This is a genomic window from Methylorubrum pseudosasae, assembly GCF_029504475.1.
In the GTDB taxonomy this organism is placed as follows: Bacteria; Pseudomonadota; Alphaproteobacteria; order Rhizobiales; family Beijerinckiaceae; genus Methylobacterium; species Methylobacterium extorquens.
Genome location: NZ_JAQGDU010000002.1, coordinates 2,357,096 through 2,376,671, shown reverse-complemented (window position 1 = coordinate 2,376,671; position 19,576 = coordinate 2,357,096). Strand labels below are relative to the sequence as shown.

The following is a 19,576-nucleotide window of genomic DNA, read 5'->3' as shown; positions in this document are numbered from 1 at the left end:
CTCACGTCGTCATCAGGTGGCGGCTCAACGCCTCGGCATCGAAGCGGTCGGCGAGCCGGAAGGGCGGACGGGCGAAGGGGGCGCAGATCCGGCGCAAGGCTTCGATGCGCTCGGCCTCGCGGGCGATCCAGCGGCGGCGCAAGGATGGGCGCAGGAAGACGAGGCGGCGCCCGGCGCCCTCCAGATCGTCGAGTTCCACGAGGCCCCAGGCCGGCAGGTCTTCGGCCTCGGCGGAATCGGCGACCAGCACCGGGGTCACGTCGTGCAGCGCCAGCGCCGAGAAGACCGCCTCGATCAGCGCCTCCGGCCAGCGGAAATCGGAGACGAGGAAGATCAGCTTCGGGCGCCCGGCGAGACGGCGCGCCGCCTCCAGCAGCCCCCCGGCGCCGCGTCCGTTGCAGGCCGCCTCGCCGAGGCGCGTGGCGGCGGCCTGGGCGGCGGCCCGGTGGCGGGTCGCGGGGAGGGTGAGGTCCTCGCGTAGGGTGTCGTCGCAGGCGATCAGGCCGAAGCCGTCGCCGATCCGGGTCGCCGAGCGGGCGAGCGTGGTGCAGAACCCGGCCGCCAGTTCGCGCCGGTCGGCCCGGCCGCGGAAGCGCATCGAGGCGGAGAGATCGACCAGGGCGTAGGTCTCGACCGGGCTGCGCGCCTCGAAGCGGCGCACGAACACGCCCTCGAACGGGTCGCGCAGCGACGCGCGCACATCGATGCGCCGCGCATCCGGCAGGCGCAGGAAGCTGACCTGATCGCGAAACGTGCCGAGGCCGCCGGCATCGCGCCCGCGATGGGCGCCGACCCTGTGCCCGCCCGGCCGCCAGCGCGGGAGGTAGATGATGTCGGCCCCGTCGTTGACCCCGTCCTCCGGACCGCTCACGGGGCGGGCACCGTCTCGAACACCGCACGGATCAGGTCGGGCACGATCTGCGTGCGCCGCATCTCGTAGACCGGTTCGAGGAAGACGCGGTGGGCCATCACCTCGGGGAAGACGGCGCGGATATCCTCCGGCACCAGCCAATCCCGGCCTTCCAGCCAAGCGCGGACGCGGGCGGCGCGCACGAGGAAGGCGACGCCGCGGGGCGAGGCGCCACCCTGCACGAGGCGGTCCATGTCGATGCCGGGCAAGCGGATGCCGGCGGGGCCGGGGCGCACCAGCGCCTCCCACAGGCCGACGACGTAGGCCTCGATCGCCGGCTCGGCCGAGATCGCGTGCTGGATCGCGCTGGCGATGGTGCCAATGCGCTCGAAGTCGAGCACACCGGCCTCGACCACTTCGGTGAGCCGGTCGGTGTCGTGGAAGCGGGGATCGAATACGAGGTCGCGGCGGGCCTGCGCGTCGCGCGGCGCCTCCATGCCGATCTCCATGAGGAAGCGGTCGCGGGCGGCGGCCGGCAGCTCGAAGGTCTCGTCGCGCTCGACCCGGTTGCGGTCGGCGAAGACCTGGAGATTGGGGAAGCGGTACTCGCGATTGAAGGCGCTGACGCTGCGCTCGGCCATGATGCGCAGCAGCAGCGCGTGGACCTGGGGCCGGGCGCGGTTGATCTCGTTGAAGAAGAACACCGAGAGGTCTTCGGCGCGCCGCAGCACCGGGCCGGGCTCGACCCGCGGGCGGCCGTCCTCGCCGAGATAGGTGTGGTAGATCAGGTCGGTGGGCATCATGTCGACGGTGCCCTCGACGCGCTCGTAGGCGCCGCCGAGCCCGCGGGCGACCGCGCGCAGCAGCGTGGTCTTGCCGACGCCGACATCGCCTTCGAGCATGACGTGGCCGCGGGCGAAGATCGCGATCGTCAGCAGGCGGATCGCCCGGTCCTGACCGACCACGGCCTTGGCGATCTCGCGCTCGAAACGCGCGGCCGCGTCCCGCCAGTCGGTGAGCATGGCGTCGCCGGGGCGCAAGGTGTTCATTCGGCGGTTGGCCTTTTTCTTGTCGTTGGGAGCGCCCTCACACGGTGTCCGCCCCTCCCGCTCCGGATCGGGCCTGCCCGATCCGGCAGGTCAGGACGGATCCCGGACAGGCCCGAGATCCGAAAGGGAGAGGCGGACCCTCAGCGGATCAGTTCGCCGAGATCTTGGCGACGTCGTATTCGAACTTGCCGGTCTTCTTGAAGTTCTCGACGCGCTTCTTGTTGCGCTCTTCCATCTGCTTGATGGAATCGGCCTGCTTGTTCAGCTCCTTGGGATCGTGCTTGGGATCGTATTTGGAGCCGGCGATCTTCTCGGGGAAGCCGGGCTTCGGCTCCCAGCAATTGCCCGCGGCCTTGCACTTGGTGCCGTCATAGGCGAGCGCCGGGGCGGCGATGCCGGACAGGGCGACGATGGCGGCGGCGATGAGAGTGGTCTTCATGGTTTCCTCCACTTTATGGGACTTGCTCTTGTTGGGACTTGTCGCGAGCGGCGATCCCGCCCCCTCGATCGCGCCGGTTCAAGCCCGGCCCGAAACCCCGAAGGATCACTCGTCCAGCGGCTTGCACTGGCCCTTGGCGTCCTTCGGGATGACTTCGCCCTGCTTGTAGGGCGTGTAGGCCTTCTTCTGCTCGTCGTTGAGCCAGACGGCGTCCTGCTTCGGCCCCGTATAGAGGTGGCGAATCCAGGCGATGGTCTGAAGCATCTCGTCGGGCGTCAGATTCTCGTTGTGCGGGCCCATCATGCCGTTGGCGCCGCCGAAGATTGTGGCGAACAGGCCCACATCCGTGGTGTTGGACGGGTAGGTCCAGTAATTGTCGTTCAGACCCGGCCCGAGCTTGCCCTCGGCGAGGTGGCCGTGGCAGCCCGAGCAGGAGGTCGCGAACAGGCTCTCGCCATTCCGCAGGCAGGACTTGTCGTCAATGTAGAGGTTCTCGCCGGTCTCGAGGAACTTCTTCACGGCGGGCGTGTCGCGGCCGCCCTCCTTGCCTTGCGACACGTCGAGCGCCTCGCCGGTCACGGTGTTGCGGAACACGACGCCGGTCTGCGGCCCGGATTGCGGCTGGGCGAGCGCGGGCAGGGCAATGCCGGCGAGCGCGAAGCCGAGAAGGGCGGTTCCGATCTTTACGCGGTTCATCATCGTCTTGTTCTTGGTCCTCAGCACACGTTTAGAACGCTTTCCGACGAAGTGGACGCCGGCTCGGCGAAAGAAAGCGTGTTAAAACAAAGGTTTAGAGACGGCGGCCTGATGCCATCAGGTCGGATACGGCTCTCGGTCGGGATCAGTTGGAGACGGGCAGCACGGGCACGCCCTCCTCCTTCAGGATCGCTTCGATCTTCGGCTTGGCCTTCTCCAGGGCGGCGTCGATCTCTGCTTTCAGGGCGGTGTCGTCCTTGCGCACGCCCATCGCTTGGTCGAAGCTCTGCGGCATCTTCCGGCCGTCGCTGGCCTGCGTGTCGTCGGGCACGGGGGTCATGCGCAGCTTGGTCGAGGAATCGCGCACGTAGCGGGCGACGTCGGGCCCGAAGGCCACGCCGACCTCGGCCTTGCCGGTGGCGACCTCGCTCACCATCCGGGCCGGATCGATCTGGGTGTATTGATTCCGCGGCGCGCGAAAGTTCACCAGCGAGTAGAGGTAGGCCATGTCCTCCTCGTAGCGGCCGATATCCTTGAGCATCGCCTCGCCGGGCGTGCCGAAGCCGACCACCATGTGGCTGACGTCCTTCAGGCGCGGATCGGACCAGGACTTGATGTCGAGATCCTTGTCGGCGCGGGTGAGGAAGACGTAGCCCGAGCGGTAATAGGGCTTGCTGGTGAGCACCCGGGGATCGTCGGCATCGAGCCCGATCACCACGTCGCAGGTCTTCTTCTCCAGCCCGTCGCGCACGAGGTAGATCGCGGGCTTTCCGAGCCATACGAACTGGGCCTTGCGGCCCATGGCCTCGGCCACCGTCGTCGCGATGCGGTTCTCGAGTCCCGAGCCGTCCTTCATCGAGAGCGGCGGCTGCTCGGCGGCGCAGACGCGCAAGGTCCCGGCATCGGGTTTCGCGGCCTCGGCGGCTTTCGAGGTGGCTTTCGTGTCCTGCGCCTGGGCGGGTGCGCACAGGGCGGCGAAGGCGGTCAGGGCAGCGGTCAGAGCGACGACCGATGCGGCTGTACGGCGCCGTCCGTTCACGAGCGACATAGGTTCGTTTCCTCTGGCTTATTCTTATGAAATCTTGGCGCCGGGCTTTTGCGGCTGAGACCTGCCCTTGGCGCATCTCCCCGTGCGGACGATCGCCTGCGCAACGTCGGCGCGCGGGACGAGGGTCTGCGGAGAGGAACATGAGGTGGCGCGGACCGTCACGAGCCGTTCGTGCCCGCGCCATCTCGGCCCCGTCCCTCCCCCGGGTGAGCGGGGGAGGGACGGTTCGCATCTGCCGTCGGGCAGTTCCGGCTTCAGACCTTACTTGGCGGCCGACTTCCACTCGCCGACGTTCGGATCGTCGTAGGGACCCTTGCCGTCGAGCGAGAACACCACCACGCCGCCACCCATCTGGGTGTAGTTGGCGAGTTTCTTGAAGGCGCCCACCGCGCCGAGACCGGCGGTCGGGTCGGCGAGGTCGAACACGAGGCCGACACCCGGCCAGCCGCCGACGCCGTAGTAGATGGCGACGTACTGCGTGCCCTTGTGGGTGTAGGTCATCGGGTAGCCGATGGCGCCGGACGGGATCTTGAACTTCCAGAGAAGGTCACCCGTGTCGGAGTCGCGCGCCTTCAGGTAGCCGTCGAGCGTGCCGTAGAAGACGAGGTCGCCCGCGGTGGCCATGGTGCCGCCCCACACGGCGAAGCGCTCCATCTTCTCCCACTTATAGTCGCCGGTGATCGCGTTGTACGCCTTGATCTGGCCGAGACCTTCGTAGTTCTGACGGTCGCCCTTCGGGCCCGGATACATGTTCAACGTCGCACCGACGAAGAACTGACCCGCACGATAGGGAAGCATGAAGGGCTCCCAATCCATGCAGATGTGGTTGATGCCCATGAAGAACAGTTCACGCTTCGGATCGTACGAGTCGTGACCCTGGTTGTGGTAGCCCATCGCCGAGGGGCAGATGTCCTTGGCGAGGTGGTCCATCCGGGTGCCGTATTCGGGATCGCGCACCGGCTGGCCGGTCTTGAGATCCACCGACTTGAACACGTTGACCGTGTCGTCGAGCTTGTTCGCCGAGACGAGCGCGCCGTCGGTCCGGTCGAGCGTGTAGACGATGCCGTTGCGGTCCGGGTGGGTCAGCAGCTTGCGGGCCTTGCCGTCCTTGTCCTTCTGCTCGGAGAGCATCATGACGTTGACGCCGGCGTAGTCCCACTCGTCGTGCGGGGTCTTCTGGTAGCCGAACTTGGCTTCACCCGTATCGGCATCGCGGCCGAAGATCGTCATCGTCCACTTGTTGTCGCCCGGACGCATGGTCTCGTTCCACGGCGCCGGGTTGCCGGTGCCGAAGTAGATCAGGTTCGTGCCCGGATCGTAGGCGTACCAGCCCCAGTTGGTGCCGCCGCCGATCTTCCAGGCATCGCCCTCCCAGGTGCCGGTGCCGAGGCCCTTCTGGCCGTAATGGGGGTTCTTGATGTTGAAGTCGGAGGCCAGCAGCAGGTCCTTGTCCGGACCCGTGGCATAGGCGCGCCACACCTGCTCGCCGGTCTTCACGTCGTAGGCGGTCAGGTAGCCGCGCACGCCGAGCTCGGCGCCCGAGGACCCGATGATGACCTTGTCCTTCACGACGTAGGGGGCGATCGTGAGCGTCGAACCGACCTTGATGTCGGAGTTTTCGACCTTCCACACCGTCTCGCCGGTCTCGGCGTTGAGGGCGGCCACGTTGCCGTCGAGCTGGGTCTTGAGGATCAGCGCGGGGGTCTTGCCGTCGCCGGGCCAGTAGGCGAGGCCGCGGTTGACGAGGTCACAGCAGGCGACGGCGCGGGCGGCCGGGTTCTGCTTCGGCTTGTCCTGCCACAGGATCGTGCCCGGATCGTCGAGGCCGAGAGCGAAGGTGTTGTTCGGGAACGAGGTGTGGATGTACATCTTGCCGTCGACGACGAGCGGCGCACCCTCGTGGCCGTTCAGCAGGCCGGTCGAGAACGTCCAAGCCGGCCGAAGCTGCTTCACGTTGCCCTTGTTGATCTGCTTCAGGTCGCTGAAGTTGTTCGAGTCGTAGTTCTTGCCGGGCATCACCCAGTTGTCGTCGCTCTTCGACAGCTCGACCAGCTTATCGTTGGCGTAGGCCCCGCTCGACAGCGCGGCCGGCGCGAGCGCCAGCATCGCCAAGGCCGAGACTGATGTCACAAACCTGCTCATCCTGCGTCTCCTCGCTGAACCGCCTCGCCTTTCGGCCTCGCGGTATCTCTCAGACGTTTTTCTGAGGTTCCAGGCTCGCTCGGAAGTCATCCGAAGTGCCGCATCGTGAATCTAAGGATATTATTAGATTTGCGCGGTCTTATGAAAGACTTATTAGCGTCCCTTCGCCTATATTTTCTAGGCTTTGATTGGACGCGATGTCTTTAGCTGGTCGGACATTTCTTATCAGGACGATAAGGCAATTCTAAAAGTGCCAAGGCGTAGTGTCGCAACGTATTGGCATCGTCTTGACCGGGGCCGGGACCCATCGCACCGTTGTCGTCAACGGGCCCTCGCGAAGCGGCCCGACCAAGCGGGAGGCTTGTCGGCCATGGCGCAGGGGCAGCGCGCGCAGGGGAGGCTGGCGGTGTGCGGGCTCCTCGCCCTCGTGGTTTGGGCCGGGGGCGGCACCGCACTTGGAGACGATGCGCCGCACCCGCCGCCCGATACCGCCGCACCGACCCGAGAGCGCGTACGGGACATCACAGAAACGGCGGCGCTCTATCCCCAGGACGGGCGCCGCGACCTGACGAGTAGCGACCGCGTCCGCTATCCGGGGGCGGGCGTCCTCTGGTGCCGCCGTTCGGACGGCGTGCCGCAAAAGGCGGCCGCCGCGTGGCTGATCGGCACGCCATCGCTCGTGATGCTGAACGCGCACAACTTCCGCAACCGGCAGCTCGAAACGACGCGGCAGGTCGGCGACTGCTACTTCCAGATCGGCGGCCGCAACTACGATTTCGTCGCCGAGAGCCTGCATCTCGGCGTTGCTGCGGACGCGACGCGCCTCCACATCACCGACGATTGGGCGCTGCTCCGCCTCGCGCGACCGGCCGAGGCGCCGCGCCAGCCGGTGCCCGATGCACCCCCCGACCTTTCCACCGGCGACCTGTCGCTCGCCGTGTCCCTGGTCGCCCCCGGCGGTCACCAGAACTACCGGGGCGACAGCAGCCTGGAGACCTGCACCGTGCGCCGGATCGACCCGCCGACGGAAGGCGGCATCCGGCGAGCCCGCCACGATTGCAACGACGGCTACGGCGGCTCCGGCTCGGGCCTGTTCGACGAGGCGGGGCGGCTCGTCGCGATGCAGAGCGCCTCGCTCTCCATGAACTCCCGGCACGCCTTCGACATCGAGTTCCATTACGGCTCCGCCCTGCTCATCGAGGGCGCGTTGCTCGACGCCCTGCGCCGGGCGCAGCGGGAGGACACGACGCCGCAGGCGCCGTGAGCCGCGACCCGCACGAGCGCTCGAGAACGAAGGATTCCCGTGGCCGAGCCCGGTTTCGCTTGCGCGGGTGAGACAGGATGCGCCTGGAACACCCTCCGAGAACCCCGGTTGCCCGGACTCAAACCGAAACACCGGGAGACGACGTTCGCATGTCGAAGCATCTGAAGACGGATACGCCGAGCGATGCCGACCTGAAGGGCAATCCGGGCATCGGGCAGTCGAAGGGGCTGACCGGAACCGACCCGGAGGCGATCGAGGGAGATTCTACCTTCGAGGGTGATGTCGAGAACGAGACCACGCCGGAGGGCGGGGTCGATCCCAATCACCGCGGGCGCACGAACGCCTGAGCGATCGGCAGAGAAGCGCTCGATTCGCCTTAGAGTCCGTCCGATAAGTCATGATGCTCGCCCGAGCCTTCGGACGAGGATCATGACGGCGGCGGCGTAGAGGAAGGCCTGGGCCGAGGCGAGGGTCGCTTCCGGGTCCTTCCAGAGGCGTCGGTTGCGGCTGATCCATCCGAAGAAGCGTTCCACCACCCATCGGCGTGGATGCACGGCGAAGCCGACCTGATCCTTCGGTTTGCGCACGATGTCGATGGTGATGACGGTGGCGGTCGCGGGTCTGTCGCCGGCATAGCCTGCATCGGCGAAAGCTCTGACGATGAACGGGAAGGTCCGCCGCGACAGGCGCAGCACCGGTCCAGCCCCATCGCGATCCTGAATGTCGGCGGTCTGCGGATCGAGCACGAGGGCGCGCCCGTCCGTGTCGACCAGGGCCTGACGCTTGCGGCCCTTGACCTTCTTTCCAGCGTCGTAGCCGCGCGGGCCGCCGCTCTCGGTGGTCTTCACGCTCTGGCTGTCGAGCACGGCCGCCGTCGGCGAGGCCTCGCGACCGGCCCGCTCCCGGTCGGCCATGACCAGGGCGTGGTTGATCCGCCCGAACAATCCCTCGTCCCGCCAGCGGCTGAAGTAGCCGAACGTCGTGCTGCGCGGAGGGAGATCCTTTGGGATCAACCGCCATGCGATGCCGCCGCGCAGCACGTAGAAGATCGCGTTCAGGACCTCCCGCATCGTCCAGACAGGCGGACGACCACGCGAGGCGGGCTCTGGCATCATGGGCGCGATCACCGCCCATTCCGTATCCGTCAGGTCGGTTTCGTATCGAAGGCGCGCACGGTTATGCTGCCGGCGAGTGGTCGGGGTCCACATGGCACGTCCAGATGAGGCTTCAGCACCCTTCTGGAATCACCGCCATTCCGGCCACTCAACCCCTGCCGGACGTTATCGGACGGGCTCTTAGTCGAGCAACCAGCGGAGGGAGCGGCGCAGTTCGGCTGTGCCGTTCCGGTCGAACCAGGCGCCGTGGCTGAACACCACCCGCTCCGGCGACAGGGCGACGAGTTGCGCTGCGGCACGGGCGGCGTCGCGCTTGCGCAGGCGCACCACCAGCCTGAGATAGATCGGCGCCCGTCCATCGGGCGCGGTCGCACCGGCGATCCGCAGGAGCGGGCGCATCAGGGGCGGGAGCTTCTCCGGTTCCAGGTTCAGCACGAGGTCGGTCAGGATCAGCGTCGCCGAGGCGGCATGGAAGAAGGCGACTTCGCGAAAGCCGAAGCCGCCGGGCACCACGACTTGCGACAGGTCGTCGGCCCATTCAGGCGGAGCCGCGTCGCCGAGGTCCCGATCGAGCCGCACGCCCGCCTGACGGACCTGCCGGCGCTCGCGCAGGTTCGGGGCGGCCCAGGTCAGGGCCTGCGGACAATGCCGCTGCCATTCCTTCAGATAGGTCCAGTGCCCGACATTGGGCGCGACGAGGTGGCGGATCGGCCCAAGCGCCTCGATCTCGCGGTGCAGGCGCGCGTCGTAGCGGGTCGGCGAGTGCAGCCATACGCCGCCGTCGGCGAGCCGCACGACGGTCATGCGCACGGGCAGCGGCAGACCGGCGGCGTGGATCGGGCCGCTGTCCACGATCCAGAGACCGAAGGCCACGGGCTTGAGCCTGTCGAGGGGCGGATAGGTGGGATCACTCACGGCAGCGGGTCCGGAATCGAGGGTTTTGCGGAAGGCCGATCATGAAGCCGCCGCTCGGCAGCCGCGTGACAGAAGCATCGAGACGGGGGCACGGGACAGCAACGGCACGGTGACGGACCCTGAGATCGCAAAGGCCGGGTCGCCCTGGCGACCGATAGACTTTCAACCGGAGCGCGCGCGCTCGGTTTCCGAATGAATGCTCCGCGGTCGTCGTTTCTGTCCTGTCGCGGGGCGGGAACAAAGCTTTCGCGCCAGCCTTCCCGTGACGACTCTTCCCGTGACGCCCCGTCCCGCACAGCCGGAACGCTCGCCGGCTCCCGTCCCACCTCGCACAGGAGAAGGCCATGGCGCAGCAGATCCCGATCAGCCGCGAGGCCCGCGCCGACGATCCGCGGGCCGATGCCGAGCGCGACGACGGCACCCACGAGATCGCGCCCGATCTCGCCTACCGCCGCCTCGTTCTGGCCAATGTCGTGTTCGTCGGCTCCCCCGGCGCGGGTGACCGCAACTGGGTCCTCGTCGATGCCGGCATTCCCGGCTCGAAGGCCGCGATCCGCAGCGCTGCCGCCGCCCGCTTCGGCGAGGGTGCGCGCCCGGCGGCCATCGTGCTGACCCACGGCCATTTCGACCATGTCGGCGTGTTGGAGGATCTGGCGGAAGAGTGGGACGCCCCGGTCTACGCCCATGGGCTCGAACGCCCTTATCTCGATGGCAGCGCCGCCTACCCGACGCCGGATCCGAGCGTCGGTGGCGGCCTGATGGCGCGCATCGCGCCGCTCTACCCCACCAAGCCCGTGAACGTGTCGTCGCGCCTGCAAATGCTGCCCGCCGACGGCAGCGTGCCGCCGATGCCGGGCTGGCGCTGGCTCCATACGCCGGGCCACGCGCCGGGCCACGTTTCGTTCTGGCGCGAGGCCGACGGCAGCCTGATCGTGGGTGACGCCTTCGTCACCACCGCCCAGGAATCAGCCTATGCCGTGGCCACCCAGGAGCCGGAGGTGCACGGCCCGCCGATGTATCTGACCATCGACTGGCCGGCCGCGGGCAGCTCGGTGCGCAGCCTCGCGGCGCTCAAGCCCGAACGGGCGGTGACGGGCCACGGACGCGCCCTCCATGGGCCGGAACTGCGCCGCGGCCTCGATGCGCTGGCGCAAGACTTCGAGCGCGTCGCCGTGCCGGATCAGGGCCGCTACGTCGAGACGCCGGCGCGGGCCGAGGACGGCTCCGCCTACCGTTCGCCGTGAGGCCGGCGGTGATGCGTGATCAAGCGAGCGCTCCCGCGCCGACGGAGGGGGCCGACTTCCCGGTCGCGGCGGGCGTGCTCTTCGGGCTCGGCCTCGGCGGCTTCTTCGACGGCATCGTGCTGCATCAGGTGCTGCAATGGCACCACATGCTGAGTTCCTGGTACCCGATCACCTCGATCGAGAACCTCGAACTCAACACGCTCTGGGACGGCATTTTCCACAGCGCGACCTACGTCTTCGTCGTGGTCGGGCTGTTCATCCTGTGGCGCCGGGCGCGGGGGCGGCATCTCAGCTGGTCGAACCGGGCGCTGGCCGGCAGCCTTCTCGTCGGCTGGGGGCTGTTCAACCTCGTCGAAGGTCTGATCGACCACCAGTGGCTCGGCGTGCACCATGTCAATGAGCAGGTGGACCGGGCACACTGGCTGGCCTGGGATCTCGGCTTCCTCGCCTGGGGCCTCGCCATGCTGCTGGGTGGCCTCTGGCTGCTGCGGACGAGACGCCGGCAGGCCGGGGCGGCTCCCGCCGGGCTGCGGCGATGAGGCGGGCGGAAGAGGGCGGCCTGCGGCGGGACACGAAGACCCTACGGCGGGCTTGGCCCTGGCTCGTCCTCGCCGCAGGCCTCGGCCTCGCGACGATGCCGGCTTGGCGCGTTCTGGCGTTCGGTATCCGGGTGAGCGCCGAGGATCTGCTTCAGATCCGCTGCCTGCCGTGGTGAGGCTCTCTCAGGTCGCGGCCTCTGCCTCGCGCCGCTTGCCCCGCTGTACGGGGACCGTTCCGCACACTCTTCGCGCCCGCCGTCCGATCGGCTAAACGGGCCCTCGATTCAGTGTCTTTCACTCCGCTTCCGCTTGCCTCCTCGCGGCTGACAGGGGAGGGCGACCGGGTAACCCCGCGTTTCGTGAAGCACTCCCAGACGGCAGGAAGCAGATTTCGATGACGGCAGGCGCGAACCACGGGACGGAGAGCGGCTTCACCGCGATCGTGCTGGCAGCCGGCAAGGGCACGCGAATGCGCTCCGACCGGCCCAAGGTGCTTCACGCGCTGGCCAACCGCTCGATGCTCGGCCATGTGCTCGCCGCGGTGCAGGAGGCGGGCGCCGCCCGCCTTGCCGTAGTGGTCGAGCCGGGCCGCGAGGACGTTGTCCGCGAGATCGAACGGCTGGCGCCTGGCGCCGGCATCCATCCGCAGGCCGAGCGCCTCGGCACCGCCCACGCGGTGCTCGCCGCCCGCGCATCCCTGGAGGGCGGGCAGGACGTGCTCGTGGCCTTCGGCGACACGCCCCTCGTCACGGCCGAAACCTATGCCCGCCTGCGCGCGCCTCTGCGCGAGGGCGCGGCGGTGGCGGTGCTGGCCTTCGAGGCCGCCGACCCCACCGGCTACGGGCGCGTGCTGACGGAAGGGGGCCGTGTCCTGGCGATCCGCGAGGAGAAGGACGCCTCGCAGGACGAGCGGGCGGTGCGCCTGTCCAATGCCGGGCTGATGGCGCTGTCGGGCGCGCACGCCCTGTCGCTGCTGGAGCGGATCGGCAACGACAACGCCAACCGCGAATACTACCTCACCGACGCGGTGGCGCTCGCCGCTGGCGACGGGTTCTCCGTCGCCGTGGTGCCTGTGGACGAGGCGGAGGCGCAGGGCGTCAACGACCGTGTGCAGCTCAGCCAGGCCGAGGCGACGATCCAGGCACGCCTGCGCCGGGCGGCCCAGCTCGGCGGGGCGACGCTGATCGCGCCCGAGACGGTGTTCTTCAGCGTCGACACGATCCTTGGCCGTGACGTCGTCGTCGAGCCGCACTGCGTGTTCGGCCCCGGCGTCGTCATCGGCGACGGCTGCACCATCCGCGCCTTCTCGCACCTGCACGACGCCCGGCTCATGGAGGGCGCCGATATCGGCCCGCATGTGCGCCTGCGCGGCGGTGCGGTACTGGAGGCGGGCGTCCATCTCGGCAACTTCGTCGAGATCAAGAACGCGACCCTGCATGCAGGCGCCAAGGCCTCGCACCTGACCTATCTCGGTGACGCCGAGATCGGAGCGGGCGCCAATATCGGCGCGGGTACCATCACCTGCAATTACGACGGCGTGTCGAAGCACCGCACGCTCATCGGCGAGGGCGCCTTCATTGGCTCGAACTCGGCGCTGGTGGCGCCGGTCAGCGTTGGCGCGGGCGCGCTGGTCGGGGCCGGCTCGGTTATCACCCGCGACGTGCCGGCGGATGCGCTGGCCGTGGCGCGGGGGCGGCAGATCACCCGCGAGGGGGCGGCCAAGACCCTGCGTCAGACCCTGAAGGCTGCCAAGGCAGCCCGCGAGGCGAAGAAGAGCTGAGCGGCCGAGCCGAACGGCTTCCGACGGCGGGTGCTGGCCTTCCCGCGCTGCGATCCGTACAAGCCTTCCATCCGCGCCAAGCTCAAGGTCGGGCTCCTCTTGCACCGCAGGAAGCCTCGCCTCGGGCGGACATCCCATCACGGGATGTGACGGCGCCTCTGATCAACGGCTTCAGGATCGGCCATGTGCGGAATCGTCGGCATCGTCGGGCGTGAGTCGGTCGCGGACGCGTTGGTCGAGGCGCTGCGGCGGCTCGAGTATCGCGGCTACGATTCGGCCGGCATCGCCACCTTGGATCACGGCCGGCTCGACCGCCGCCGGGCCGAGGGCAAGCTCTCGAACCTGCAGCTCAAGCTGGCCCAGGCGCCGCTTCCGGGCGCGATCGGCATCGGCCATACCCGCTGGGCCACGCACGGACGCCCCAACGAGACCAATGCCCACCCGCACGCCACCGAGCGGCTGGCGGTGGTCCATAACGGCATCATCGAGAATTTCCGCGAGTTGAAGAGCGAACTCGAAGCAGCGGGCGCGCGCTTCGAGAGCGAGACCGACACCGAGGTCGTGGCGCAGCTCGTCAGCCACCTGATGGAGCAGGGGCTCGGGCCTGTGGCTGCCGTCGAGGCGGCGCTGCCGCGCCTGCACGGCGCCTTCGCCCTGGCCTTCCTGTTCGCGGGCGAGGACGATTTCCTGATCGGCGCCCGCCACGGCGCGCCGCTGGCCATCGGCTTCGGGCAGGGCGAGACCTATCTCGGATCGGACGCGCTCGCGCTCGCGCCCTTCACCGATCAGATCACCTATCTCGAAGAGGGTGATTGGGCGATCCTGACCCGCGACGGTGCCGAGATTCACGACATCACCGGTGCCGTGGTGCGCCGGCCGCGCCAACGAATCGCGACGCAGGCTTTCCTCGTCGACAAGGGCAACCACCGCCACTTCATGGCGAAGGAAATCCACGAGCAGCCCGAGGTCGTCGGGCGCACGCTGGCCAACTACGTCGACATGGCGCGCGGTCAGGTCGTCCTACGGGAGGAACTGCCCTTCGATTTCGCCCGGCTCTCGCGCCTCTCGATCACCGCCTGCGGCACCGCGTACTATGCCGGCCCTCGTCGCCAAATACTGGTTCGAGACCCTGGCGCGTCTGCCGGTCGAGATCGACGTCGCCTCCGAGACCCGCTACCGCGAGCCGCCGCTGGAGCGGGACGGGCTGACGCTCGTGATTTCGCAATCGGGCGAGACCGCCGACACGCTCGCCTCGCTTCGCTACGCCAAGGCACAGGGCCAGCACACGCTGGCGGTCGTCAACGTGCCGACCTCGACCATCGCCCGGGAATCCTCGGCGGTGATGCCGACCTTCGCCGGGCCCGAGATCGGGGTCGCCTCGACCAAAGCCTTCTCCTGCCAGCTTACGGTGCTGCTCTGCCTCGCGCTGGCCGCCGGGCGCGCCCGCGGCACCCTGAGCGCGGAGCGCGAGCGCGCCGTCGTCGATGCGCTCATCACCGCTCCCGGCCTGATGGCCGAGGCGGTGAAGATGGAAGCCGAGGTCGAGGGGCTCGCCCGCGAGATCGCGAAGGCCCGCGACGTGCTCTATCTCGGCCGCGGCACGAGCTACCCGATGGCGCTCGAAGGCGCGCTGAAGCTGAAGGAAATCAGCTACATCCACGCCGAGGGCTACGCGGCGGGCGAACTCAAGCACGGGCCGATCGCCCTGATCGACGAGAGTGTGCCGGTGATCGTGATCGCCCCGCACGACGCCATTTTCGAGAAGACCGTCTCGAACATGCAGGAGGTCGCCGCCCGCGGCGGCAAGATCATCCTCGTCGGCGATGCGAAGGGCGCGGCGGCCGCCGGGCTCGACACGCTGGCGACGCTGACCATGCCGGATGTGGACCCGGTGATCGCGCCGATCGTCTACGCGGTGCCGATCCAGCTCATCGCCTACCACACCGCCGTGTTCATGGGGAAAGACGTCGATCAGCCGCGCAACCTGGCCAAGTCCGTCACGGTGGAGTGAGCGGCGGGAGTACCGCTCGGCGCATCGATCCGGCCTTCGGATCGATGCGCCTGCCAACGAATCAGGTGCGCCAGGGGTGGTCGGGCAGCTCGGTGTCGCCGATCGCGCTGGCGCCTGCGAGCGCCACCGCGTCATCGTTCTCCACCGACGAGCCGCTGACGCCGATCGCGCCCGACATTTCGCCATCCGCATCGACGATCGGGATGCCGCCGGGGAAGGTGATGAGGCCCTGATTCGAGTGCTCGATGCCGTAGAGCGAGCCGCCGGGCTGCGACAGGGCACCGATTTGGCCGGTCTTCATGCCGAAGAAGACGGCGGTCTTGGCCTTCTTCTGCGCGATGTCGATCGAGCCGACCCAGGCGCCGTCCATGCGGTGGAAGGCCTTGAGGTTGCCGCCCGAATCGACAATCGCGATGCACATCTGGGTGCCGAGTTCGACCGCCTTGGCGCGGGCCGCTTGAATCGCCTTTTCCGCCTGTTCGATGGTGACGTGCATCGGGTCTTCTCCCTGAAACTTATCGCTGAACCTTGGCCACAGCGGGCTGTTCCGAGGTAAGATTTCTCGGGCCCCGATCAAGTTGCCTCGCGCACCACTCAATCCGCCCACCGGCACCGGTTGCTCTTGAGCCGCCCGTGCGCAGCCGCTACGTCTCTGCCCCGGAGAGCCGGAGGCCGGGATGGATCCGTCCGTCCGCTCGTCCGTCTCTCGAGGTGCATACGTGGCGCCGACCCTCTCGCCGATTCCGGATGCTCCGGAACCCGCCTCGTCCAAGACGCGCGTCAGCGCCCGGGGCCGGCTGCGGACCTACTTCCTCACCGGCGTGATCGTCGCGGGTCCGCTCGCGATCACGATCTACATCACGTGGTGGTTCATCGCCCTCATCGACGGATGGGTGAAGCCGCTGGTGCCGGTCAGCTATCTGCCGGACCACTACCTGCCCTTCTCGATCCCCGGAATCGGCCTCGTCATCGCCTTCGTCGCGGTGACGCTGCTGGGCTTTCTCACCGCCAACCTGGTCGGGCGCTCGGTGGTCGAGTTCGGCGAGGTGCTGCTGGCCCGCACGCCCGTCATCTCCGGGCTCTACCGCGGCCTGCGCCAGATCTTCGAGACGTTGTTCTCGGCCAACGGCACCTCGTTCCGCACCGTCGGACTCGTGGAGTTTCCGGTGAAGGGGACGTGGTCGGTGGTGTTCCTCTCCGCACCCGCGGCCAACGAGGTGCAGGGCGCGCTCCATGCGAAGGAGGGGGGCGAGTCGAAAGATTATGTCGGCGTGTTCCTGCCCTGCGCGCCGAACCCGACCACGGGGTTCTTCTTCTACCTACCGCGCTCGGACATCGTCGAAGTCGGCATCAGCGTGGACGACGCGGCCAAGCTCGTGATGTCGGCGGGCGTGATCCAGCCGGAGGATCCGCGGGCGGGCCTGCAGGCCATGGCCGCGTCCTTGCGGCAGGCGCAGATGCAGGAAGGCGAGGCCGCAGAAACGGAAAAGGCGCGCCGGGAACCGGCGCGCCAGGATCTGTAGAGCGTTCCGAGGCCTGACGGTCTCAGTGCTGGAGCGACGCCTTCTCGACCGGCAGCGTCGGCGGGGTCGCGTCGGCGACCTGATGGGTGGCCGCAGGACGGGCGACCGGCGAGGACCAATCGCTGGCGATCTGAACCGTCACCAGCAGGGCGAGGCCCGCACACAGCGCGTTGGCCGCGATCCAGAGCCGACGCGAGGATTGCCGCACGGCGTTCACCAAAGCGTCCGTCGACGTCTCGTCGCGCGTCTCGCGGTCCGAGATCGGCATGAGCCAGGGTTCGATGGAAAGCGTATCGGCTCCCCAATTCTCGGAGGAACCCGGCAGGCGTTGGAACGGTGCGATCGACATTGCGATCCTCCTTTTTTCCAGTGGCACCCCGGTCTACGAGGCCGTTTGTTCATCTCCAGTTAAGCGGCAATTGGGGCAGATACAAGGTAATTCCGCTTTTTCTGCCCTGTCCGACGCTCGTTCCGAGTGCGAGCGATGCTGTGCAAAGGATTGATTGGAAACAAAAAACGCCCTTTTGCCGCGCAGCGTTGCCGCAGCCGGGAATGTCCGGAGCGGCGGCTTCGGCTTCCTGAACGACCCGTTCAGGATCGTTCGTTTCTGAACGGATTTCTGAACGGGCGATCATATTCGGCGTCCGAGGCGCTCCCTCCGATGGCGGAAACGGGTTTTGCCCGACCGCCGCGCGAACGCTCCGTCAGCCCGCCTCGATCAGCCGGATCGCCGCTTCGCGCTCGAACAGGTAGAGCAGCACCCTGAGCGCCCGGCCGCGCTCGTTCTGGAGGCGCGGGTCGCGCTCCACGATCAGCCGGGCGTCGTCGCGGGCGGCCTCCAACAGGTCGCCGTCGGTCTCGAGCCGGGCGAGGCGGAAGGCGGCGGCGCCGGATTGGCGGGTGCCGAGCACCTCGCCCTCGCCGCGCAGGCGCAGGTCTTCCTCGGCGATGCGAAAGCCGTCCTCGCTCGAGCGCATCATCTCCAGGCGCGCCTTGGCGACCTGGCCGAGGGGCCCGCGATAGAGCAGCAGGCAGGAGGAGGCCTTCGAGCCGCGCCCGACCCGGCCGCGGAGCTGGTGAAGCTGGGCCAGCCCGAAGCGCTCGGCATGCTCGATCACCATGATGGTGGCCTCCGGCACATCGACGCCGACCTCCACGACGGTGGTCGAGACCAGCACGCGGGTGCGGCCGGCGGCGAAGGCCTCCATCGCCGCATCCTTCTCCGGCCCCGGCATCTTGCCGTGGATCAGGCCGACCGCGTCGCCGAAATGCTTCTGCAGATCCTCGAACCGCTCGGCGGCGGCGGCGAGATCGACATATTCCGATTCGGCGACCAGCGGGCAGATCCAGTAGACCCGGTCGCCCGCGGCCAGGGCCCGGTGCAGGCCGCCCACCACCTCGTCGATGCGCTCCACCGGCACGGTGATAGTCTTGATCGGCTGGCGCCCGGCCGGCTTCTCGTCGAGCACCGAGACGTCCATGTCGCCGAAGAAGGTGAGTGCCAGGGTGCGCGGGATCGGGGTGGCGGTCATCACGAGGATGTCCACCGCCTCGCCCTTGGCGCCGAGCGCGAGGCGCTGGTGCACGCCGAAGCGGTGCTGCTCGTCCACCACTGCGAGGCCGAGATCGCGGAACGCGACCGATTCCTGGAACAGGGCGTGGGTACCGACCACGATGTCGATCTCGCCCGCCGCGAGATCCGCCAGCGTCGCCCGCCGCTCGGCGGCCCGGTCGCGGCCGGTGAGCAGGCGCAGGCGCATGGCGCCGGCCAGCGGCACGAGTCGCTCGTAGTGCTGGCGCGCCAGAATCTCGGTCGGCGCCATCAGCGCCGCCTGCCGCCCGGCTTCCACTGCCGAGGCCATGGCGAGCAACGCCACCGCTGTCTTGCCGGAGCCGACATCGCCCTGGAGCAGGCGCAGCATCCGCCGCTCGGCGGCCATGTCGGCGCGGATTTCTTCGACCGCCCGCGCCTGCGCGCCGGTCAGCGCGAAGGGAAGCGCCGCCTCGACCCGCTCTTTCAGATGCCCGTCGCCGGCATTGACCCGGCCGGGCTTCCGCCGCTGTCGGGCGCGCACCAGGGCGAGTGCGAGCTGCGAGGCGAGCAACTCGTCGTAGGCGAGGCGCTTGCGCGCGGGGCTCGCGGGCGGCGCCTGCCCCTCGACCGGGGGAGGGGGCGCCTCCTCCGGCCGGTGCTCGATGCGCAGAGCCTCGGCGAAGGGGGGAAAGCGGTTGCGGGCGAGATAGGACGCATCCTGCCACTCGGGCAGGACGGGAAGCCGGTCGAGCGCGCCGTGCACGATCCGGCTGATGACCCGCGAGGTCAGCCCCTCGGTCGCGCCGTAGATCGGCTCGACGGCGGGCAGGCTGGCCAACCCCTCCTGGTCGAGGATGCGCGAGGGATGCACCATCTGCCGCGTGCCGTCCCACAGGTCGATCCTCCCTGAGACGTAGCGATGGCTGCCGAGCGGCAGCATCTTCTCGATGCGGCCCCGCGGCATGCCGAAGAAGACGAGGCTGATGTCGCCGGTCCCGTCCTCGACCAGCACCCGGAAGGCCCGCTTGCCGAGCATCGGCGGCCGATGGGCCACCACAGTGACGCCGAGCGTGACGGGCTCGCCCGTCGGCGCATCGCGGATCGAGCCGCAGAGCGGCCGGGCGACACCGCTCTGGGGCAGGTGGAACAGCAGGTCCGCGACGCGGGCCGGCCGCTCCTCGGAGCCGAGCAGCTTTTCGATGAGCGGCGCGATCTTCGGCCCGACGCCGGGCAGACCGCGGGCGGGGGCGAAGAGCGGGTCGAGGAGGCTGGGGCGAAGGCCGGGGGCGACGTCCCCGCCGGAGCGGGGAGGGGCCGCATCAGCAGGGTGCCCGAGGGTCTGGCTGGTATCCGAGGTCATGTGACCGGAGGCTTGGGCCTTTGAAACGTGGGCGATGCTCGGGCTCCGTATACCCTGCTTCCTGCCT

General features: G+C 68.7%; 19 protein-coding genes and 1 pseudogene. 8 read left to right on the top strand and 12 right to left on the bottom strand.

Going from position 1 to position 19,576, the window contains the following annotated elements; translation table 11 throughout:
• Window position 1: 1 nt before the first annotated feature.
• The 6 genes from M2437_RS12070 to M2437_RS12045 all read right to left on the bottom strand — a co-directional run bounded on the left by M2437_RS12070 (window position 2) and on the right by M2437_RS12045 (window position 6,224).
• Complete coding sequence (locus M2437_RS12070; RefSeq protein WP_253387540.1) at window positions 2-871, bottom strand: DUF58 domain-containing protein; 870 nt, start codon at window positions 869-871, stop codon at window positions 2-4.
• Window positions 868-1,899 (bottom strand): AAA family ATPase, encoded by a 1,032-nt coding sequence (locus M2437_RS12065; protein ID WP_253387539.1) that lies wholly within the window; start codon window positions 1,897-1,899, stop codon window positions 868-870. Before M2437_RS12065 ends, M2437_RS12070 begins: the two co-directional genes overlap by 4 nt.
• A 148-nt stretch (window positions 1,900-2,047) precedes the next feature.
• Entirely contained in the window at window positions 2,048-2,338 is a 291-nt protein-coding gene (locus M2437_RS12060) for a methanol dehydrogenase [cytochrome c] subunit (protein ID WP_015824264.1), read from the bottom strand.
• 105 nt (window positions 2,339-2,443) lie between these two features.
• Entirely contained in the window at window positions 2,444-3,037 is a 594-nt protein-coding gene (moxG, locus tag M2437_RS12055; protein WP_015824265.1) for a cytochrome c(L), periplasmic, read from the bottom strand.
• A 142-nt stretch (window positions 3,038-3,179) separates the two neighbouring features.
• A complete protein-coding gene (gene moxJ / locus M2437_RS12050; protein WP_238507210.1) occupies window positions 3,180-4,082 on the bottom strand; it encodes a methanol oxidation system protein MoxJ in 903 nt (300 codons plus the stop codon).
• Between the two features lie 261 nt (window positions 4,083-4,343).
• Window positions 4,344-6,224 carry a methanol/ethanol family PQQ-dependent dehydrogenase gene (locus tag M2437_RS12045; RefSeq protein WP_003599114.1) on the bottom strand — a complete coding sequence of 627 codons (1,881 nt, stop codon included), beginning with the start codon at window positions 6,222-6,224 and terminating at the stop codon, window positions 4,344-4,346.
• A 370-nt stretch (window positions 6,225-6,594) separates the two neighbouring features.
• On the opposite strand from M2437_RS12045, the gene M2437_RS12040 reads away from it, so the two are divergent.
• Together M2437_RS12040 and M2437_RS12035 are read left to right on the top strand one after the other, a co-directional pair.
• The gene (locus M2437_RS12040) at window positions 6,595-7,488 is read left to right on the top strand and encodes a S1 family peptidase (RefSeq protein ID WP_253387538.1); all 894 of its coding nucleotides are present in this window, start codon (window positions 6,595-6,597) and stop codon (window positions 7,486-7,488) included.
• Between the two features lie 149 nt (window positions 7,489-7,637).
• On the top strand, window positions 7,638-7,835 hold the full coding sequence (locus M2437_RS12035; RefSeq protein WP_003599109.1) for a hypothetical protein: 198 nt from the start codon (window positions 7,638-7,640) through the stop codon (window positions 7,833-7,835).
• 48 nt (window positions 7,836-7,883) lie between these two features.
• On the opposite strand, the gene M2437_RS12030 is transcribed toward M2437_RS12035, so the two are convergent.
• Both M2437_RS12030 and M2437_RS12025 read right to left on the bottom strand, forming a co-directional pair.
• The gene (locus M2437_RS12030) at window positions 7,884-8,696 is read right to left on the bottom strand and encodes an IS5 family transposase (RefSeq protein ID WP_060768287.1); all 813 of its coding nucleotides are present in this window, start codon (window positions 8,694-8,696) and stop codon (window positions 7,884-7,886) included.
• Window positions 8,697-8,783: 87 nt separating this feature from the next.
• Window positions 8,784-9,518 carry a DUF4336 domain-containing protein gene (locus M2437_RS12025; RefSeq protein WP_003599108.1) on the bottom strand — a complete coding sequence of 245 codons (735 nt, stop codon included), beginning with the start codon at window positions 9,516-9,518 and terminating at the stop codon, window positions 8,784-8,786.
• Window positions 9,519-9,862: 344 nt separating this feature from the next.
• Between M2437_RS12025 and M2437_RS12020 the strand changes: the two genes are divergently transcribed.
• From M2437_RS12020 to glmS, 5 genes and pseudogenes are all read left to right on the top strand, one after another.
• Window positions 9,863-10,762: an MBL fold metallo-hydrolase gene (locus M2437_RS12020; protein ID WP_253387537.1), complete on the top strand. Its 900-nt coding sequence runs from the start codon at window positions 9,863-9,865 to the stop codon at window positions 10,760-10,762.
• A gap of 11 nt (window positions 10,763-10,773) precedes the next feature.
• On the top strand, window positions 10,774-11,301 hold the full coding sequence (locus M2437_RS12015) for a DUF2243 domain-containing protein (protein WP_253387536.1): 528 nt from the start codon (window positions 10,774-10,776) through the stop codon (window positions 11,299-11,301).
• Window positions 11,298-11,477: a hypothetical protein gene (locus tag M2437_RS12010; RefSeq protein ID WP_056464571.1), complete on the top strand. Its 180-nt coding sequence runs from the start codon at window positions 11,298-11,300 to the stop codon at window positions 11,475-11,477. The genes M2437_RS12015 and M2437_RS12010 overlap by 4 nt, the downstream gene beginning before the upstream one ends.
• Before the next feature lie 218 nt (window positions 11,478-11,695).
• The gene (gene glmU, locus M2437_RS12005) at window positions 11,696-13,081 is read left to right on the top strand and encodes a bifunctional UDP-N-acetylglucosamine diphosphorylase/glucosamine-1-phosphate N-acetyltransferase GlmU (RefSeq protein ID WP_253387535.1); all 1,386 of its coding nucleotides are present in this window, start codon (window positions 11,696-11,698) and stop codon (window positions 13,079-13,081) included.
• A gap of 183 nt (window positions 13,082-13,264) precedes the next feature.
• A pseudogene (gene glmS / locus M2437_RS12000) lies at window positions 13,265-15,092 on the top strand (glutamine--fructose-6-phosphate transaminase (isomerizing)).
• A 61-nt stretch (window positions 15,093-15,153) separates the two neighbouring features.
• Here glmS and M2437_RS11995 read toward each other — a convergent pair.
• A complete protein-coding gene (locus M2437_RS11995; RefSeq protein WP_003599098.1) occupies window positions 15,154-15,588 on the bottom strand; it encodes a GlcG/HbpS family heme-binding protein in 435 nt (144 codons plus the stop codon).
• Between the two features lie 181 nt (window positions 15,589-15,769).
• Between M2437_RS11995 and M2437_RS11990 the strand changes: the two genes are divergently transcribed.
• Window positions 15,770-16,615, top strand: a complete 846-nt coding sequence (locus M2437_RS11990) for a DUF502 domain-containing protein (protein ID WP_003599096.1) — start codon at window positions 15,770-15,772, stop codon at window positions 16,613-16,615.
• A 22-nt stretch (window positions 16,616-16,637) separates the two neighbouring features.
• Here M2437_RS11990 and M2437_RS11985 read toward each other — a convergent pair whose 3' ends face one another.
• The 3 genes from M2437_RS11985 to recG form a co-directional block, all read right to left on the bottom strand.
• A complete protein-coding gene (locus M2437_RS11985; RefSeq protein ID WP_003599094.1) occupies window positions 16,638-16,964 on the bottom strand; it encodes a hypothetical protein in 327 nt (108 codons plus the stop codon).
• A 49-nt stretch (window positions 16,965-17,013) separates the two neighbouring features.
• Window positions 17,014-17,250, bottom strand: a complete 237-nt coding sequence (locus M2437_RS11980; protein WP_158020982.1) for a hypothetical protein — start codon at window positions 17,248-17,250, stop codon at window positions 17,014-17,016.
• Between the two features lie 69 nt (window positions 17,251-17,319).
• Window positions 17,320-19,509 carry an ATP-dependent DNA helicase RecG gene (gene recG, locus M2437_RS11975; protein WP_253387533.1) on the bottom strand — a complete coding sequence of 730 codons (2,190 nt, stop codon included), beginning with the start codon at window positions 19,507-19,509 and terminating at the stop codon, window positions 17,320-17,322.
• Between the last annotated feature and the right edge of the window lie 67 nt (window positions 19,510-19,576).

Bases quoted from the DNA above. Each gene is read 5' to 3' on its own strand.
- M2437_RS12065 (WP_253387539.1), bottom strand. From the start codon at position 1,899: ATGAACACCTTGCGCCCCGGCGACGCCATGCTCACCGACTGGCGGGAC.
- M2437_RS12060 (WP_015824264.1), bottom strand. From the start codon at position 2,338: ATGAAGACCACTCTCATCGCCGCCGCCATCGTCGCCCTGTCCGGCATC.
- moxG (WP_015824265.1), bottom strand. From the start codon at position 3,037: ATGATGAACCGCGTAAAGATCGGAACCGCCCTTCTCGGCTTCGCGCTC.
- moxJ (WP_238507210.1), bottom strand. From the start codon at position 4,082: ATGTCGCTCGTGAACGGACGGCGCCGTACAGCCGCATCGGTCGTCGCT.
- M2437_RS12045 (WP_003599114.1), bottom strand. From the start codon at position 6,224: ATGAGCAGGTTTGTGACATCAGTCTCGGCCTTGGCGATGCTGGCGCTC.
- M2437_RS12040 (WP_253387538.1), top strand. From the start codon at position 6,595: ATGGCGCAGGGGCAGCGCGCGCAGGGGAGGCTGGCGGTGTGCGGGCTC.
- M2437_RS12035 (WP_003599109.1), top strand. From the start codon at position 7,638: ATGTCGAAGCATCTGAAGACGGATACGCCGAGCGATGCCGACCTGAAG.
- M2437_RS12030 (WP_060768287.1), bottom strand. From the start codon at position 8,696: ATGTGGACCCCGACCACTCGCCGGCAGCATAACCGTGCGCGCCTTCGA.
- M2437_RS12020 (WP_253387537.1), top strand. From the start codon at position 9,863: ATGGCGCAGCAGATCCCGATCAGCCGCGAGGCCCGCGCCGACGATCCG.
- M2437_RS12015 (WP_253387536.1), top strand. From the start codon at position 10,774: ATGCGTGATCAAGCGAGCGCTCCCGCGCCGACGGAGGGGGCCGACTTC.
- M2437_RS12010 (WP_056464571.1), top strand. From the start codon at position 11,298: ATGAGGCGGGCGGAAGAGGGCGGCCTGCGGCGGGACACGAAGACCCTA.
- glmU (WP_253387535.1), top strand. From the start codon at position 11,696: ATGACGGCAGGCGCGAACCACGGGACGGAGAGCGGCTTCACCGCGATC.
- M2437_RS11995 (WP_003599098.1), bottom strand. From the start codon at position 15,588: ATGCACGTCACCATCGAACAGGCGGAAAAGGCGATTCAAGCGGCCCGC.
- M2437_RS11990 (WP_003599096.1), top strand. From the start codon at position 15,770: ATGGATCCGTCCGTCCGCTCGTCCGTCTCTCGAGGTGCATACGTGGCG.
- M2437_RS11985 (WP_003599094.1), bottom strand. From the start codon at position 16,964: ATGTCGATCGCACCGTTCCAACGCCTGCCGGGTTCCTCCGAGAATTGG.
- M2437_RS11980 (WP_158020982.1), bottom strand. From the start codon at position 17,250: ATGATCGCCCGTTCAGAAATCCGTTCAGAAACGAACGATCCTGAACGG.
- recG (WP_253387533.1), bottom strand. From the start codon at position 19,509: ATGACCTCGGATACCAGCCAGACCCTCGGGCACCCTGCTGATGCGGCC.